Genomic DNA, 16,282 nt, shown 5'->3' with positions numbered 1-16,282 from the left:
ATCCGCGGTGTCGAGGGGCTCACGCTCAAGGAGAAGTGGGCCAAGGGCGCGCGAACTCATCTGGGCATGGCCAGCGCTGGCTTTCCCAACCTGCTGTTCCTCTACGGGCCGCAGAGCCCCTCGGGGTTCTGCAATGGCCCGACCTGCGCCGAACTCCAGGGCGACTGGGTGGTCGAATTCCTGAAACACATGCGCGACGTTGGCGTCAGCCGGTTCGAGGCGACCCCCACCGCAGAACAGACGTGGAAGGACCATGTCGAGGCAGTGGGCGCCATGACGCTCTTTCCTCTGGCTGACTCCTGGTACATGGGCACCAATATACCCGGTAAACCACGTGAATTACTTAATTATCCCGGCGGCGTGCCGCTGTATCTCCAGATGTGCGAAGCCAGCGCCGCCAACGGCTACGACGGGTTCGTGCTCCGTAGCGGGAGAGCGCTGACATCAGCCTGACCGCTAGATTAGCCAGGGTTTCGCCGCGGGCAGCTCTTGTCGATTTATAGGGTTGGACCCTCGCGGCCCGGCTTGCGATATCTTGAAGCACCCGTCTCCCTGAACGATTTCCTGCAAGGAACCAAATCGGGAGGGTATTTTCCAAGACAGCTCGACTTAAAGGGATCCGCTCACGCGGCTTAGCCGTAGGAACCCACGCCGCTCGCGCTTAAGTGGCCCGTACGACAATAGACAAACTTATAAAGTGGCCAGAGTGTTATGGAGATTATCGTATTGCGCCTTACGATATGGGCATGTACATAACTCGTCGAGTGAGGCTCCTGCAGATTTCGGCTTGCTTCTCCCAGCCCGGATTGCGGCCTCATCCTGCCCAACGCCCCACCCTACCTCCCGGGGCCTAGGGAAGCTTAGGCGGCGCGGACGACCGACCGCGCCGCCCTTTTTCTGGTATATGCGCAGCCGCCAAGTCGCCGCGCTGAAATCGCATCGCCTCTTAAGCCGCATCACCGCTGAGCGACTATTGAGCGGTTCAAGCGTCGCTTTCGGTCGCCATTAAGATGGCGCGGAGTTCTAAAAGTATCTTCGCGAGTTGCTGATAATCCTTCGGGTCAAGTTTTCCGAAACTGCTGACGTGCAAATTTCTAGCCCTAATCTCAACATCGGGCATCATGGCCCGGGCTTTTGCTGTGAGATGCACGCGCCAGACGCGCCTATCGTCCGAATGCTCAACGCGTACCACGTGCCCACTCTTCTCCAATCGGTCAATAACTTGCCCAAGCGAGGCGCGGCTAACGTCAAGCAGCCGGGCCAAATCAGCCTGAGAGATGCCGTCGCTACGGCGTAGATAGACGAGAACGCGCCAAGTGGAGGCGGTCAGGTCAAGTTCCTGCATCTTCTCATCAAAGGCCGCTCGCATCAGGCGAGTGACATCGGCCAGGAGGTAGCCCGTTCCCAAAGGACTGAAACTGCTGTCCAACTCTTCCTGCAACAGGCGCTCGAAAGATTCTCTGGGCATCCTAGGCTACAACCCCACGAGTCGCTCAGAAGGATTATGAGCGCTTTTCAGACCGTATTGCCGCTAGAACCGTTCCAGCGGAGAGCAATAACGTTGCTGCCATGTGACGACCTTTGGGCAACCTGTCGAGTCACCCGGAGGTCTGTTTGAATTTTCGGCCTCTGTCCGGGCTCCGTGCGCGGAGATGACCCAGAGAGCTTTCCAGGCCTTAGTATCGTAAGGCTCGCACACGCAATCGCTAGCATTGGCTGTAGAAGATTCTGCCGACGAGGTGGCGGCTGGCGGTGACGTCGATTCGCCGCCGGCAGTGATCAATATCTTTGGCGGATCCGCCGAAAAAGGCCGGGCGAACCCCGGCCTGCCGGTCACCGGTGCTATCTGTGAACAAAGCCGGGCGTTGCTCAGCTAATGGTATGGGAAACCATATACTTGAGGCTAAAGACGACGCATCGATTAAAGTCGGATGGCCACAATTCTCCTACGCTCGAACCTATATTAACGGTCAATACATCAGCGCCGGCAAGCAGTAGATTGACGCTCCTCCCCGACGCTTGGAGAGTGGCGACAACAAGCGGCTGCCCTCCGGGGGCGAAGATCGCGTTTTTTAGAACGCAAGCTTGAAGGTACATGCGAGTGGGTAAGACGACATCTGGCCTCCATCGCGCCTTAAACAAATGGCCCTGCGGCCAGTTCCCTCGTCGCGGGCCTGCCGGCGAGTTTGTGGCGGATGAAACTTCACCACGAACCGCTGGCCATCCTTTAGGTATTGGGGTGACTTGCGACGGTTCACACGCAACATAGATCGTTTTCATCCGACGCGTGTCGCAGTATCAGTCTGGCCGCTGATACGATTGTCTTTTTTTCGCGCAGTAATGACTGATCCCTAATTGTAAATGCTCCACTCCTCAACAGCAGGGTGGCGCAACTTAATTACTTTGTACATGGTCCCGCTTACCGAGGGGCGAAGTCGTTAAATGGGTCATTAGCCGCCGGGTCATATCTCAATAGCGCTCGAACGACACAGCCCGCCGCTGCTCCTTGACCAATTTGACATCGAGCTTCATGCGGGATCTCGGCCCTAGCCACTAATTTTCTAATGCCTTTCGCAACCCAGCGCCGCGGCTTCGAACTAGAGCGGCGGCTACGCTGCCTCATGCTCGGAGGAGGGGGAGGAAAAAGGGGGCATTGCATCACGCGTATGTATCATTATGGTAATGCCCATTACCGTCAGCATAGAGGCAACAATGCCTAGCGGACTGAGGGGGGAACATGAAGTATTCTATCGATATGCGAGTCGCCCTCGCATTTAGCGCATCCGCGCTCGCTCTGATGGCGGCCTCGCCCAGTTTGGCGCAGGACACCGGCTTCACCATTGAAGAGTTGGTGGTCACAGCTGAAAAGCGCGAACAGAGCCTCCAGGATGTGCCTGTGGCTGTGACGGCCTATACAAGCGAGCGGCGTGATTTGCTTGGCGTAGCCAATGTCGAGGACTTGGCGCGGGTTTCGCCGAGCATCACTTATACCAATAACGACCGGCTCTCGATCCGAGGCTTTGGTCGCTTGACCAATGCGATCGGCACGGATCCTTCCGTGGCGCTGTACTCGGATGGTATTTTTTCAAACTCAATGTTTGATGCAGCCACGCCGTCTCTGTTCATCGAACGCACAGAGATTCTGCGCGGACCGCAAGGCACGCTGTACGGGCGCAATTCCATCGGCGGGGCGCTAAATATCATCGCCAAGCGTCCGACGGAGGATTTCAATGGTGAGGTCCGCGCCGTCCTTGGGAACTACGGCACCTGGCGGACCGACGCCTTGGTTCGAGGACCGATCACGGATGGCCTGCGCTTCCTCCTCGGCGGCTCTCTGGAACGCCGAGAGGAAGGCTTCTTCGAGAACCTCGGGCCTGCCGGCGATTCAAGCGCTGTTAAACGGTACATAGTCGAGGCTCAGCTGGAAGCCGATCTCGGCGAGAACATCACGGCCCGCCTGCGCTATTCGAAGTTCGACTGGGATGACAGCTTCGGCGTTGGCAACGTCCACGAGTCGATCACGAACCCTTACGACACCACCTCGCCGACCGGCCTTGGCAACGCTGGCCTCTATTACAATCCGACCTTCGGCTTCGCCGGAACGAATCCGGCGTCGGCTGATCCCTACAAGATAAACACCAACCAGACGAGTGAAGGTAAGCTCAGCAATCATGAGCGACTGCACTTCGATCTCAGCTGGGATCTTGGCGGCATGACGCTCAAGTATCTGGCCGGCTACCAAACCTATATCTACGACACGGCTGGGGACGAGGACCGTTCATCGCGAACCGGCCTATTCAGCGTGCCGACGGCTACGCCTTTCGGCGCCTACACCGCCACAGGCGTGTCGCCAGACCAACGGTTCTTCTACCGCGAGGACCAGAAATGGTACTCCAATGAGATCAACCTGTCATCTAACACAGACGGACCGCTCCGCTGGATCGCCGGTTTGTACCAATATCACCAGACCTACGCGCAACCCCAGGGCCAACGTGTCCTTAACGATCCGGCCATCCAGAATCCGATAAGTCTCGCGACCGGTGGTCCGGCGGCGCCGAACCCGCAGGGGAACTACCTCTTCGTAGACGGCACGCTGGAGGTGGATTCCTACGCGGCGTTTGTTCAGATAGACTATGATATCACCGATACGCTCACGCTTACGGGTGGCATTCGGTATACCGTAGATGAGAAGTCGGGCACAGACTCGGCGCGCTACGTGTCGCGTACAAACACCACAACGACCGTCTTGGCCGCCGCTGGGATACCATCCGCAGTCGGACAGGGGGTCGCGGTGGATTTTACCACGTTTGTCATATGCGGCGGCCCTACCATCGCCTCCTGCTTGGCCAACCCATTGTACGCCAACGTGCGTGAGCTCCGCGGCGGTGGCTTGACGCGTAACCTAGCGGCCGACTACGACGCCTGGACGGGGACCTTGGGCCTTCAGTGGCAGCCGGATGGAGACACAAACGCCTACGCCCGTTATAGCCGCGGCTATAAGTCCGGCGGTTGGCAGGCGTCCAGCGGTCTGGCTCCGTTCCCCTACGCCGATCCGGAATATGTCGACAACTTCGAGTTCGGTCTGAAGAAGAACTTTGGGCGGCGGTTCCAGCTGAATTCCGCGCTGTTCTATGCCGACTACAAGGGTTTTCAGGCCCCGCTGACCGTTGTTCTTAGCCCTACGACGGGCGCAACAGGCAGTCAGTTCTTAAATCTGGATGCTGTCAGTTGGGGCTTAGAGATGGAGGCGCAGTGGGCTCCGATAGATCATCTACAGATCTTCGCTAGCTATTCGTACCTCAACACTGAACTCAAGAGCGGCTGCTGCTTCGTCGATACAGCCGACCCAAAGGCGCTGCAGGCGGGCGCACGGCCTACGGGCGTTGTGTTGCCGAACGGCAGCCGGCCGCAGACGCTCGTCGGGAACAGGCTTCCCATAACTCCCGAGAACAAGCTCAACCTTGGAGTGAATTACACACTAGAGTTCAGTAAGGGCGATCTGGTACTTGGGGGCACCTATACCTTCACCGATGAGCAGCAGGCGGTCGTTTTTGCTCAGCCAGGTTTCCGCTCCCCATCAAACGAAGTCGTGGACTTCCGGGCGCTCTGGAAGGATGCCGCTGATCGGTACACCGTGATAGCGTACCTCAAGAATGCCTTTGATGAGTTGGCCTATCAGGACTTCCGAACCGGAGCCCCATCGGCCAGCGGCGTTCAGCGGGTCACTTTGAAGCCGAACTTTCCTCGCACATACGGAATAGAGCTGCAATATCGCTTCTAAGCCAAAAGGGACCGTTTCCAAAGGACAAGGAGACGGTCCAACTTGGCGCGGGCGCTGAGTCCTCTCGAAATCCGCTAGTTTATCTAACATGCTGTATCAACTGTAAGCGCTGTTGTCAGGCCACGGCGCTGATGGGCGCGGCGTAGGCCCAGGGCAGAAGTTCGTCGAGCCGGCTGTTGGGATGGCCCTGGACGATGCGGGTGACGACGGCGGTGAGATAGCCCTGCGGATCGACGCCGTTCAGCTTGCAGGTCTCGATCAGGGAGGCCAGGACGGCCCAGTGCTCGCCGCCGCCGTCGGAGCCGGCGAAGAGGGCGTTCTTGCGGTTGAGCGCGATGGGGCGGATGGATCGCTCGACGATGTTGGAGTCGATCTCGACGCGGCCGTCGTCGAGGAAGAGGCTGAGCCCGTCCCATCGGGCGAGTGCATAGCGGATCGCCTCGGCCAGCTTGCCCTTGCTGACGCGCTCGAGCTGAGCCCTCAGCCAGGGCTCCAAGGCATCGATCATCGGCCGGCTGCGCTCCTGACGCACCCGCCGCCGCTCATCGCCGGCCTGGCCGCGGATGTCGGCCTCCACGGCATAGAGCGATGCGATGCGCTCCAGAGTCTCGCTGGCGAGCGGCGCCGGTCCGGCGGCGGCCAGCTCGTAGAAGCGCCTGCGCACATGCGCGCCCAGCAGAAGGCCAGCTTGACGTCGCCCGTCTCGGCCAGCGGCCGGTAGCCGGCATAGCCATCGACCTGCAGCACGCCCTTGAAGCCTGCGAGGTGCGCCGCGGCGCGCTCGGCCTTGCGATCGCGCGCGTAGACGTAGACCACGCCCGGCGGGTCGGGCCCGCTCCACGGGCGGTCGTCGCGGGCATAGGCCCAGAGCTGGCCGGTCTTGGTCCGGCCCCGGCCAGGATCGAGCACCGGGGCGGTCGTCTCGTCGGCGAAGAGTTTGCCCGAGGCCTTCAGGCGCTCCAGCAGCCGGGTGTGCAGGGGCCTGAGCAGCCACGCCGCGCGGCCGGTCCAGTCGGCGAGCGTCGAGCGGTCCAGGGCGATCCCCTGGCGGGCGTAGATCTGGGCCTGGCGATAGAGCGGCAGATGGTCGGCGTACTTGGCGACGACGACAGGGGCCACCGTCGCCTCGGTCGGCAGTCCGCCCTCGATCAGCCGCGCCGGCGCAGGCGCCTGCACCACGGCTTCCTCGCGCGCGCGGCAAGCGTATTTGGGCCGGCGCACCACCAGCACCCGCAGCTGAGCCGGGACGATGTCCAGCCGCTCGGCGACGTCTTCGCCGATCCTGTGCAGAGCGCCGCGGCAGCCCGGGCAGGTCTTGTCCTCGATATCGACGACCGTCTCGATCCTGGGCAGGTGCGCCGGCAGCGATCCGCGGTTGGCGCGCCGCGTAGTGGCCCGCGCGGTCTTGGCGGCCGGCGATGCGGACTCCGCTCCGGCTTCGCCGGCGGCGATCTCCTGCTCGACATCCTCCAGCCCCACCGCCAGCTGATCGGGGTCCAGGGTCTCGGCGCGGCGGCCGAAGCGGTGGCGCTGCAGTTCCTTGATGATCTGGCGCAGTCGCTCGATCTCGGCGTGGGCATGGTCCTTGGCCAGCAGCGCGACCGCGTGCTCGGCCCGCTCCTTCAGGAGCAGGGCCGTCAGCGTCTCGACATCACCGGGAAGCGCCTGGGCCATAGGGCGATCTGAGCATATTCGCGGGGCCTTGTGGCGCCCCCGCGTGCAGGCTGATTCACTTCGTCGCAGCCTTACGCCGTGGCCTCCGGCGCCCGGGTCCGGGCCGTCCGCTGCACACGCCGCCAGTCCAGGCCCTCCAGCAGGGCCGCGAGCTGCGCAGGCGTCAGCCGCATCACCCCATCCTGCACCCTCGGCCAGCTGAAGCCGCCTTGCTCCAGCGTCTTGGCCAAGAGCCACAAGCCGGTTCCATCCCACCAGATCATCTTCACCCGATCGGCCCGCTTGGCGCGGAAGACGTAGACCACGCCCGAGTAGGGATCCTTCAGTAGATGGTCCTTCACCAGCGCCGCCAGGCCGCCCATGCCTTTTCGGAAGTCCACCGGCTTGGTCGCCACCAGCACCCGCACGCCCGAAGGCGTCCCCGCGAAGGCGGGGATCACCGCACGGCCTTCAGCGCCTTGATCACCGCCGCCACGGTCTTGGCCTCCGCGCCGCGGCGCACCCGGACCACCACGCCTTCGATCTCCAGCTCGATGTCGCCACGCCCGGCCCGCGCCGGCCTCGGCCGCGACCGCTCAGCCTTCGCAGGCGCCTCCATCAGCGCCGGCACGAAGGTCAGTTGCGGCTCGGGATCGGCGATCCTCCTTTCGCGGCGCCAGCCGAAGAGCTGCTGCGGGCGGATGTCGTGACGCCGCGCCACGTCCGACACCGTCGCACCGGGCGCCAGGGTCTCCTCGACGATCCGCGCCTTGTCGTCCGACGACCAGCGCCGCCGGCCGCCCACGCCCGTCAGCACCTCCAGCCGGCGAACCTGCACCGGCTTAGGGTCAAGCGTAGGGTTAAATCCAGACATGAAACGATCCGCCACAGGGGATCGTCACCATCACCGGCCAGCGGCATCAGGGAAAGGTGGGGTCGGGACAGCGCTTACTATCAACTGGGGTATTAACTCCGCGTTTCTAATGACTATTTCGCTGCCTACGTCACTCATGTATGATTTTTGGCCTGTCTTACCGCCATGTCGAACGTGGCGCGCTTAAAGCTTTGGCAGAAAGAGCTTGACTATGGCTATGGCGGTTAGCAGCCGCTCCGGTACCTTCGGCTCCAAGCCTGCGGTAATCGAAACCACCGCGGCGCGTCTAGGATCCAGGAGTCGTTCCCTCCAACCTCGACGGTTTTGCGACATCGTCCTTCACTCGCTACTAGCGGGCGCTGCGCTTTTGGCGGGTCAGCCCGGGAAAGCTGTGTCTCCGAACGGTGCCGGCGAACGGGCAGCGTCAATTGTCGAAGGCATTTTCAACACTCCCGCGACCCGATCCGATGGCCCGCCGGCTACGCGCTGCGGTCCCGCCAATGGCCCGCGCTACGCAGGCGCAAGACCGCAAACGGCGGCGTCAAGCGCTGCGTTAAAGCGAAAGAATGCGACATCGGGTGAGATTGACAAGGTGCTGACGCGGTGGAGGAGAGCAGCGGTGTGTGGATGACAAGGCTTCGGATCGTCGTGTGCAGCCTGGGGCCGGTTGCGACAGCGCAGCGCAACAACATACTCTTCATGATCAAGCCCCGCGAGTTCGTCCGGGCCCGCAACCGGCCCAAGGTGTGGATGATGGATACCCCGCCTCCATGAAGTCTTTAAACCACACTTAATCCTGGCTATGGGCGATGCCTCTTTGCGAAGGCGTTGAGCGATGCTGTTCCGGCAGTTCAGCCCGCCGAGGCGTCAGTTTCGTGTGTTCGCCGCGAAGTGGCGGCGCGCCTCGCACGCCGGATATCCTGCACCAACGTCTCTACGGCTTCTCGCATAACTTTGACAGACCAACACTGTTCTAAACGGACCTCTCCTCAAAGGCACTGATGACGAAGGTAGTAGCCAACATCTGTTTCGAACATTAACCAACAAATCCCGCAGTGGATCCGAAGGCCAAGCCGCGACAGAGTATGTACTCGTCAACTTACGGGCGACAGGGCCGCAGGAAGTATCTGCTTGACATGCTGCAAGTGCCGCTCGATGACGGGAACAGCGGTCGAAGCCACCTGCTTCAGGGAAAGGTCTGTGCCCTCTATCGCATAGCCCTTGTGTAGAGCCCAAGCGGTCTGGTGGGCCTCAGCCTGCTGCTGTAGGTACATGTCGTCGAACGCCGCCTTGGGCGCCTTTTTCAGCAGCGCTATCTTCGCTGCGTTCGCGGCCGAGAGCTGTGAGGAAGGCCGCGTGATGGTGCGGTCGTCGTTCTTCAGGGCCGCCATCAGCGCTTTAGTTGTGCCCGCATGTTCGGTGATCATCTGTTGCGCTAACGCCTTTACGTCTTCGCGCTTACTCTTAGTCAGAGCCAGTCGGCTAGACTGTATCTCGTACATGTCGGAGTCGGCCGCCAACTTGACATAGTCAGTAGCCGAGGCCCCGCTCACCGGAGCGATGCCGACTTCGGTCGACGACATGGAGCCACTGTTAGCCATCATGTCTTGTGCGGCGACAGGCCCTGAAATGACGAGAGCCACCGCGCTGGAGAGTATAAGCGATCGAAACATGAATCCTCCTGCTGTAATTCAGATTTCGAACGCGGCAGCGACCAAGCTAGTTCCGCCTAGGACCGGTCAGCGCCTTTGCCACAGAAAGCGGCCCAAAAAGGTCTACCGGACTTTCAAAACCCTCAGCCCTCGCCAGTTCCCGGGAACAGCGAGTTAGGCTACCAAGCTGGCAACGGTGTCTCTGTTTTTTGACGACAGACACAACGCGCCTTAAGCTTTACGGTGAAGCGTTAGACTGAAACGCAGTCCCGGAAATTCCCCTCTGTTCACCAGCTGCAAAAAGCGCGTTCATATGGACGCGGCTAAAGTCGAGAAAGTTCTCATCAAGCTCGTCAGGAATTTCCCCGACTTCCAGCCTGAGGCCTTTTTCACTTGCGGCAAGGTTCACGTTGGTCAGTTCGGAGAGCGTGAGGGATTTCAGCATCGTGTCGAAGCTACGCGCGATGATCTTGAGCCCGCCGACCGGCACCACCACAAATCGAGGCGTGGTGCGGCTGTTCAGCAAGATGAATATGTGCGCCCTGCTGACGGAGGGCGTCGGCGTGCTCAGTAGAGCTTGCGGCGCGACAAAGAAGTTCGCCACAGCGCCGCCGTCTGCGTGCAACTCAGACACCGTATGCCTACCCTGCTCGAATGTCAGCAAGACAGGCGGAAAAACACCCGGAATGCTGGACGATGCAATGAGGATATTCTGAAATAGCTGACGAGACACCGGATCGTTGAGCTGCGCCAAGGCCCCCATGTCCCACACCACCTGAGTCTGCGTATCGAGGCTGGTCGTTGCGACAAAGAGCCGCCGGCCCTTTCGGTGCTCGGCGGCAACGGCCTCGATGAGCGTCGGCGTCACACTGTCGACGATGAGCTTTCTCAACGGTTCCGGCCTAAATATGCCGGGCCGAAGCAGCGCGCCGAGCCCTCTGGATCGAAGTAGATCCTTAGATCGGCCGTCCGTAAAGGCTTGTCTCAGCGCCGGATCGAATGACGGCCCCGCAAAGACGAAAGGAGCGATCAAAGCGCCTGCGCTAACGCCTGTCACCACCGAGAATGCAGGCCTATCCCCGCGCTGGCTCCAACCGTACATTACGCCTGCGCCATAGGCGCCGTTGGCGCCGCCGCCCGACAGGGCGAGCAGCTGAAGTTCGCGTCCCGCCTGCTGGCGCTGCACGTCTGTGACTTCGCTAAGGAAGCGGGTGCGGGTGTCAGGTTCAGCGAAATTGTACCGATAGTTCGGACTCGCGGCGTGCAGCGCTTCGAGGCCATATGGCACGCGGGGAAGGGTCTGACAGCCCGCCAAGACGATAGCAGCCGCCAGTGCTCCAACAAACCTTATCATCCGCTAGGGCTTCGTGGTCGGCAATGCGCCTGCGGTTCGTCGAGCGGAGGCTGGCGGCTTGCACGCCCGGGCCTGTCCGATCCCCTTCAAATAGCTTCTACGCGCAATGCCGGCGGCGATGGCCTCTTGAACCTGACGGTCACGCCGCTCCGCCCCGGAGAGTTTTCTTATCCAACTGCGCATGGGGATGACATCGGAGACAACACTGGCGACTAAGCCGTACGCGCTCTTGCGGTCAATGCCTTTCCCACCTGACTCAGGGGTTCGTTCATCGAAATCGTCGCCCAGAACCTGGTTTAGATTAACGATTTCGTTTCTGAGAGTTGCACAACTGCGCTGGCCAGCCCGCGCATACGGGTTGGCGACGGCCTGCAAGAGGATGGGCGGAATATCGGTTTTGATTAGGTTTGCGTCCCGGAGGGGCGAAGTAACTGCACCTTGCAGGCTTTCACGGCTTTCGTCTGAGGAGGTCATCGGACGTTGCTCGGGCGCTCGGTAGGTTGAGCTTTGCTCCGACGGTGCAGACTGCGTCTGCGCCGAAACAGGGTTGGCAAAGGCTAAAACCGGGACGACAGACAGTGACGCAAGAAGTGACCCTGATTTTCGCATTCAGATCTTCCGGTTAAAATTTCCGCGCGGTACTGGCCGAAATTCGCGACCGCAACAATAACGGCAATGGTGCAGCTTGGTTCCAGCTCTGCCTTCGGCCGCCCGCAACCGTCCTCTACGTGCCATGAATTTGCCGCCATCCGGCGCGCAATATCCGGCTGAAGTGGTTTGAGGAGTTTATTATGATCGGCGACGTCTCGTTAAAATTGGGCAGAAGGACATTTTCCGCGCGGCTGGAATACGACAGCCTGATTGGCCGCGGCCTTCGCAGCGTTGGACGCAGGTTAGAAGCCAAGCGCGGTTTTCAATCGGCCGAGACTACGACTTCGAAGGCTCCGACTTTTACGGTCGCGGAGACAATTGAGGACGTAACCGTCGCGGTCGATGTCCCTGGGCATGCCCTCCAGGATTTGCGCTTGGATGTGACTCCAAGGCATTTGCGCTTGCGAGCTGCTGGCCGTCAGGCCCGGTCCGGGGGTATGGTGAGTCCCATTGACTCATCTTTCGATCTTCCAGAGCCGGTCGACCCGGACAAGGTGACAGCGACGCTCGAGGACGGCATTCTAACTGTCAGCTTGGTCAAGGCTGCCTGGGTGCGTGGCGATGCAAAGCGCGTCCCCGTGCGTGAGGTGTCAGTCACGCCTAAGCAAGCGGGCCACGAAGGCTGCCAACCCAACGCCTGAAGCGACAAGGATCGCTATTCGTCCGGGCGCGGCGACTTGGCCGTCGTTCGCGACCGTGACGATGGCGGCGGCGACGACGAGCGCCGCGACGACCACAGCGACAGAAAGGCTTTCGCCGGCCCGCTTCACGGCGCGCGGCAAGTCCGCCAGGTCTGAACTTGATAAACGTATGACAAGGCCGTCTCGGCTAAGGCGGCCGATCCCGCGTCTTATTGCTTCCGGCCCAGTCGCCAGAATTTGATCGAATTCCTTGAATGCACGGAAGGCCCGGGTGGCGAGGGCTTTAGGCGCAAACCTTGATGCAAAAGCTTTGACCACGACCGGCGCAATCGCGTCGACCACATCCAACTCGGGGTCGAGAGTCCTTGCCAAGCCTTCCGCGATGCCCAGAGCGCGCAACAGGAGCAGAAGATCAGGCGGTAGGGTCAGCGCGTTGTCTCGTGCGATGGAGACAAATTCGCCGATAGCCTCCGCAAGCCGGATCGGCCGCCCGGAGTCGGCTGCATAGCGTAGAAAGAAGCGCTCAACACCTTGCTCAAGGCCGGTCGGAGGTGGTCCAGAGCGGCCTGCCCATTCCATTAAGACATCGGACACCGCGGCGACATCGGCATCCACCAGGGAGCCGAGGACCACGAGCACCTGCTCTCGCCGCTTGACCGAGAGGCGTCCGACCGAGCCGAAATCCAATAGCGCCAGACGACCGTCGGGCGTCACAAGAACATTTCCGGGATGGGGGTCAGCGTGGAACACCCCGTCCAACAGGATCATGCCCAGTAGGCCCCGGGCCGCTTCGGGCGCCAACGCACGCGCCAACGCAGGCTCCTCGCTGCGAAACACTGCGTTAGGGGGGCGACCGCGGACGCGGGTGCTGACCATGGTCCTTTCTGTGGTAAACCGCTCATGGACTAGAGGCACATGGAAGACCGTCGCTCGTTTGCGCACCTCAGACTGATTACGCGCCTCGATTCGAAAATCGATCTCCTCCAGGAGAGCATCACTCAGTTCGGAGACGACACGTACCGGCTGATGGCGACGAAGCGCCGGCGCACGCCGCTCAACGACGCGCGCTGCGGCCGCGAGCAGCCTCAGGTCCGCGCGCATGATAGCCCCGATGCCGGGTCTGCGAACTTTCAAGACGACTTCTTCACCGGTCGTGAGCCGCGCGGCGTAGACCTGCGCTATTGAAGCTGCGGCGATTGGGGCCGGGGAAAATTCAGCGAAGATATCGTCGGGCGTTCCGCCAAGATCGATTGTAAGCTGTTCACGTATCTGTTCGAAGGGCGCCGGAGCAACGCTATCGTGCAGCCTGCCGAGCCTTTCTGTCAGCTCGGGGGGAAGCAGATCCGAGCGCGTCGCCATGATCTGCCCGAGCTTGACGAATGTGGGCCCGAGCGCCTCAAGCGCCGTAACAAAGCCCTCGTATGTCGCGTCGCTCGTGTCGTCGGTAGGCCCTCCGCGTAACAAACCTAGCTTTCTGAGACCGGGCCGCGCGGCAGTGGGGGCCAACGTACGGAGCACCGTAGCAAGGCGGCGAAAGTCGTTCGGCGAGAGTGTCAGAGGCTGCATCAGATCTGCATGCCCGCATCGATTCCGCTTCGCAAGACCGGCAAGCTCATGAACCGATTGTTCTGGAAGGCGTTATCTGGCCACGCGAGAAGGAGTGGAGGATATGATCAGCATCATTGTTGGAGGCGTCGGTGCGGCGATGATTTTGGCGGGGGCGACAGGACTCCATATAGCGGTTAGACGGCTGAGCGATTAGTGAGGAAGCAACCTCTATTTTAAGACACGCACAAACGGTACATCACACGTCAAGAATATAACCGAAAATTTTCCAACTATCGCCGCAAGCGTCTGTTGCGGCGCAATTATCGTAGTACGGTCGGAGTCTTTAAATGACATCGCCGAAACTAATCTTAGTCACCGCAATTATTTCGATTGCGGGCTTGAGTGCATGCGACAAGGAAGCGGGACGTAAACAGGAGACGGTTGGAAAAGTCGAATCCGGGGTCGGAAAAGTCATTGGCGACAAAGACCTCAAGAGCGAGGGCAAGAGCGACAAGATCACCGGACAGGTCAAACAGGGCGACATTAAAGGCGCCGTTGAGGACGCCACCCATTAAGTTGAATGACGCCCGTTTAATTTTGACTGCTTGAACTCATCATTACAGTTTTGTCACGTTGGTACATACGACCATCTCTGCGGCACGGTTTGCTTTAAACAGCCGTGCGAGAAGTGGTAACCGCAGAACGCCGTTTGGCTCACTCGGGTTAAGATGCTGTAAATGCTTGGGAAACCGCCCTTATTTCCGATAAGATACATTAGGCGCACGAGCGCATATCTTGAAGCCTTCAATGCAACACCGCTTGTCACGGGCCATAATTTTTGACCCCGTTAGTTGCTGTCCGGGAGTCCGGCAGGATTGCTGGCCTCGCTGGGCATATTTGTTGTCCCCCAAAGCGGACCTCGCCATCGTCTGCGATGGGTTCTCGTCGCTAGAAACTATGATCCAGCGCTGGTAGATCGAGACTACGGGGCGGAAATGGCTTCCGCGCGAGTGGGGGAACTCGATTTGACGAAGGTATTATTCGCTGTTGTTGCAGTCTGTTTGGTCGCGGGCTGCGGGCCGTCAGCCGAGCTAAAGAAGCTCACGAAGGAGATGCTGAACGATCCCGAGTCCGCGAGGTTTGGCGAAATAACTTACAGCACGAGCGGCAAGTACGCGGCGGTGAACGTCAACGCGAAGAACAGGATGGGCGGCTATACGGGCGAGCAGTGCCAGTTCTTCGAAAAAGGAAATGACGGCAAGTATTCTTACACCACAGGGTTGGATCGCCCATGCGTGAAGGGAGACGTCGAAAAGCACGCCAAACTGTTCGAGGATTAGCGACCACTCTGGGTCCGTAAGCGGAAACGAGGAGTCCGCCGGATTGCAGACCCTCGGCCGACCTGGGACATAAAGTTTGACCAGGCAGAGTTTCTGTCCCCCGGCGCCCGAAGTTGCTGGCCGGATGCCCGGCCATAAACCGCGCCTCCTAGAGACAACAGCTTTGACCCGCGACACCAAGTCTAAAAGGTCAGAGTTTTTGGGATTTTCGCCCTTTCGGCGGAAATGATCCAAAGTTTATGTCTCAGCGGGTGCCCCGCTTCACGCGTGAACGCCGAAGTCCGTTTGCGTCAGATACTCAGCCCAGTTGGTTTATGTCCGGAAGTCCGTCAGACTTCCTGTCATCGTCCGTCGGGCTAGATGTCCTGCTGGGCCGCCTGCTGCGTAGGCGCGGAGTTCGAGTTGGCAATCTTTCGCAAGAGCACGGCCGCTGGGTTGAAGCACGCCAAGCAAGTTGGCGCCGCTCGTGCTGCTGCGCCCCGTGTGGTCGCGGCCGAATACGATGAGGCCCGTGATCGGCTCGCTCTCGAATTCGATCAAGGCTTCGCAGTTGCGGTGTCGCTACGAGGATTTCCCGGCTTCCAGCACGCAACTGCCCTGGATCTGCGTGCGATTGAGATTTTGGGCTCTGGGGATGCTGTGTATTTCGGTCGCCTCGACCGATCGCTCGACGTCGCCAACCTGCTCGCGGAACTGACTGGGCTGCCCACGGCGTCAACCAGGCCGCGAACAGGAACCCGCTAACGGGCCGCCATCAGGGTGCAAGGCGGCTATTTAGGTGGGACAAACGGAGAGCCGCCACCTCCTCCGCCGAAGGGCGGCAGCAGCTTTCGGCCGCCGAAAACCTGATCCTACTCAAGCCCGATACGCTCAATGGCGTCCTGGGTGATGTGATCTGGCACAGCCAGCAGTCCCAACCGGCCGATCGGGCTGCTATGCCGAGCTCCGCCATGTGCGCCCGAATCGGGTTGGACAGCTCGATCCGATCGATCGCATCACTTCTCCGAACGTCTAAGATGAGCGCAATGCGGTAATCGCGACCAACGCCCGCCGCTCCGTGTGCCGAGCGGACCTCAGGAATGACTGCTAAGAGCCACCCCTCAGCGGACACGCCGGCCTGGACAAAATCTTCGGCGGCGCGAGGACAAAATCCTTGAACCCGCGGGACAGAATCTTATCGGCCTCGACACTTGCCGCGATCAGTCCGGGACAAAATCCCAACGCAGCCGGGGCGTCAATTTTGACCCGTTAGACCTGTGCCAGTTAGAAATGGCACCCTCCCTCGGAT

13 protein-coding genes and 2 pseudogenes are annotated in these 16,282 nt (G+C 60.4%); 7 read left to right on the top strand and 8 right to left on the bottom strand.

Annotated features, from left to right (window positions below; genetic code table 11):
- Positions 1-453: pseudogene (locus Q8M13_RS18465) on the top strand (cyclopentanone 1,2-monooxygenase); the annotation flags it as partial.
- A gap of 529 nt (positions 454-982) precedes the next feature.
- On the opposite strand, the gene Q8M13_RS18460 reads toward Q8M13_RS18465, so the two are convergent.
- The gene (locus Q8M13_RS18460; RefSeq protein WP_305301623.1) at positions 983-1,468 is read right to left on the bottom strand and encodes a MarR family winged helix-turn-helix transcriptional regulator; all 486 of its coding nucleotides are present in this window, start codon (positions 1,466-1,468) and stop codon (positions 983-985) included.
- A 1,269-nt stretch (positions 1,469-2,737) separates the two neighbouring features.
- On the opposite strand from Q8M13_RS18460, the gene Q8M13_RS18455 reads away from it, so the two are divergent.
- A complete protein-coding gene (locus tag Q8M13_RS18455) occupies positions 2,738-5,281 on the top strand; it encodes a TonB-dependent receptor (protein ID WP_305301622.1) in 2,544 nt (847 codons plus the stop codon).
- A 115-nt stretch (positions 5,282-5,396) separates the two neighbouring features.
- On the opposite strand, the pseudogene Q8M13_RS18450 reads toward Q8M13_RS18455, so the two are convergent.
- The 3 genes and pseudogenes from Q8M13_RS18450 to Q8M13_RS18440 all read right to left on the bottom strand — a co-directional run bounded on the left by Q8M13_RS18450 (position 5,397) and on the right by Q8M13_RS18440 (position 7,808).
- Positions 5,397-6,955, bottom strand: a pseudogene (locus Q8M13_RS18450) (IS66 family transposase).
- A gap of 71 nt (positions 6,956-7,026) precedes the next feature.
- The gene (gene tnpB / locus Q8M13_RS18445; protein WP_305301620.1) at positions 7,027-7,395 is read right to left on the bottom strand and encodes an IS66 family insertion sequence element accessory protein TnpB; all 369 of its coding nucleotides are present in this window, start codon (positions 7,393-7,395) and stop codon (positions 7,027-7,029) included.
- A complete protein-coding gene (locus Q8M13_RS18440; protein ID WP_305301619.1) occupies positions 7,392-7,808 on the bottom strand; it encodes a transposase in 417 nt (138 codons plus the stop codon). Before Q8M13_RS18440 ends, tnpB begins: the two co-directional genes overlap by 4 nt.
- Positions 7,809-8,435: 627 nt before the next feature.
- Here Q8M13_RS18440 and Q8M13_RS18435 point away from each other — a divergent pair.
- Positions 8,436-8,582: a hypothetical protein gene (locus Q8M13_RS18435; RefSeq protein ID WP_305301618.1), complete on the top strand. Its 147-nt coding sequence runs from the start codon at positions 8,436-8,438 to the stop codon at positions 8,580-8,582.
- Between the two features lie 320 nt (positions 8,583-8,902).
- On the opposite strand, the gene Q8M13_RS18430 is transcribed toward Q8M13_RS18435, so the two are convergent.
- The 3 genes from Q8M13_RS18430 to Q8M13_RS18420 all read right to left on the bottom strand — a co-directional run bounded on the left by Q8M13_RS18430 (position 8,903) and on the right by Q8M13_RS18420 (position 11,288).
- Complete coding sequence (locus Q8M13_RS18430; protein WP_304811406.1) at positions 8,903-9,481, bottom strand: DUF4142 domain-containing protein; 579 nt, start codon at positions 9,479-9,481, stop codon at positions 8,903-8,905.
- Positions 9,482-9,698: 217 nt separating this feature from the next.
- Positions 9,699-10,814 carry a patatin-like phospholipase family protein gene (locus Q8M13_RS18425; RefSeq protein ID WP_305301617.1) on the bottom strand — a complete coding sequence of 372 codons (1,116 nt, stop codon included), beginning with the start codon at positions 10,812-10,814 and terminating at the stop codon, positions 9,699-9,701.
- 3 nt (positions 10,815-10,817) lie between these two features.
- Complete coding sequence (locus Q8M13_RS18420) at positions 10,818-11,288, bottom strand: hypothetical protein (protein ID WP_305301615.1); 471 nt, start codon at positions 11,286-11,288, stop codon at positions 10,818-10,820.
- A gap of 317 nt (positions 11,289-11,605) precedes the next feature.
- Between Q8M13_RS18420 and Q8M13_RS18415 the strand changes: the two genes are divergently transcribed.
- Positions 11,606-12,106 carry an Hsp20/alpha crystallin family protein gene (locus tag Q8M13_RS18415; RefSeq protein ID WP_304809461.1) on the top strand — a complete coding sequence of 167 codons (501 nt, stop codon included), beginning with the start codon at positions 11,606-11,608 and terminating at the stop codon, positions 12,104-12,106.
- Here the strand turns inward: Q8M13_RS18415 and Q8M13_RS18410 are convergent.
- Positions 12,056-13,672: an AarF/ABC1/UbiB kinase family protein gene (locus tag Q8M13_RS18410; RefSeq protein ID WP_305301613.1), complete on the bottom strand. Its 1,617-nt coding sequence runs from the start codon at positions 13,670-13,672 to the stop codon at positions 12,056-12,058. The two genes, Q8M13_RS18415 and Q8M13_RS18410, sit on opposite strands and share 51 nt — an antisense overlap.
- Positions 13,673-14,001: 329 nt before the next feature.
- Here Q8M13_RS18410 and Q8M13_RS18405 point away from each other — a divergent pair, with 329 nt between their 5' ends.
- From Q8M13_RS18405 to Q8M13_RS18395, 3 genes are all read left to right on the top strand, one after another.
- Positions 14,002-14,229 carry a CsbD family protein gene (locus tag Q8M13_RS18405; RefSeq protein WP_305301612.1) on the top strand — a complete coding sequence of 76 codons (228 nt, stop codon included), beginning with the start codon at positions 14,002-14,004 and terminating at the stop codon, positions 14,227-14,229.
- A 300-nt stretch (positions 14,230-14,529) separates the two neighbouring features.
- Positions 14,530-14,994 carry a hypothetical protein gene (locus Q8M13_RS18400; protein ID WP_305301611.1) on the top strand — a complete coding sequence of 155 codons (465 nt, stop codon included), beginning with the start codon at positions 14,530-14,532 and terminating at the stop codon, positions 14,992-14,994.
- Between the two features lie 402 nt (positions 14,995-15,396).
- Positions 15,397-15,738, top strand: coding sequence for a DUF2442 domain-containing protein (locus Q8M13_RS18395; RefSeq protein ID WP_305301610.1), 342 nt, complete (start codon positions 15,397-15,399; stop codon positions 15,736-15,738).
- Positions 15,739-16,282 lie beyond the last annotated feature (544 nt).

The organism is Phenylobacterium sp., assembly GCF_030681155.1.
In the GTDB taxonomy this organism is placed as follows: Bacteria; Pseudomonadota; Alphaproteobacteria; order Caulobacterales; family Caulobacteraceae; genus Phenylobacterium.
The sequence above is the reverse complement of the archived record's forward strand: the minus strand, read 5'-3'. Positions and strand labels throughout refer to the sequence as shown.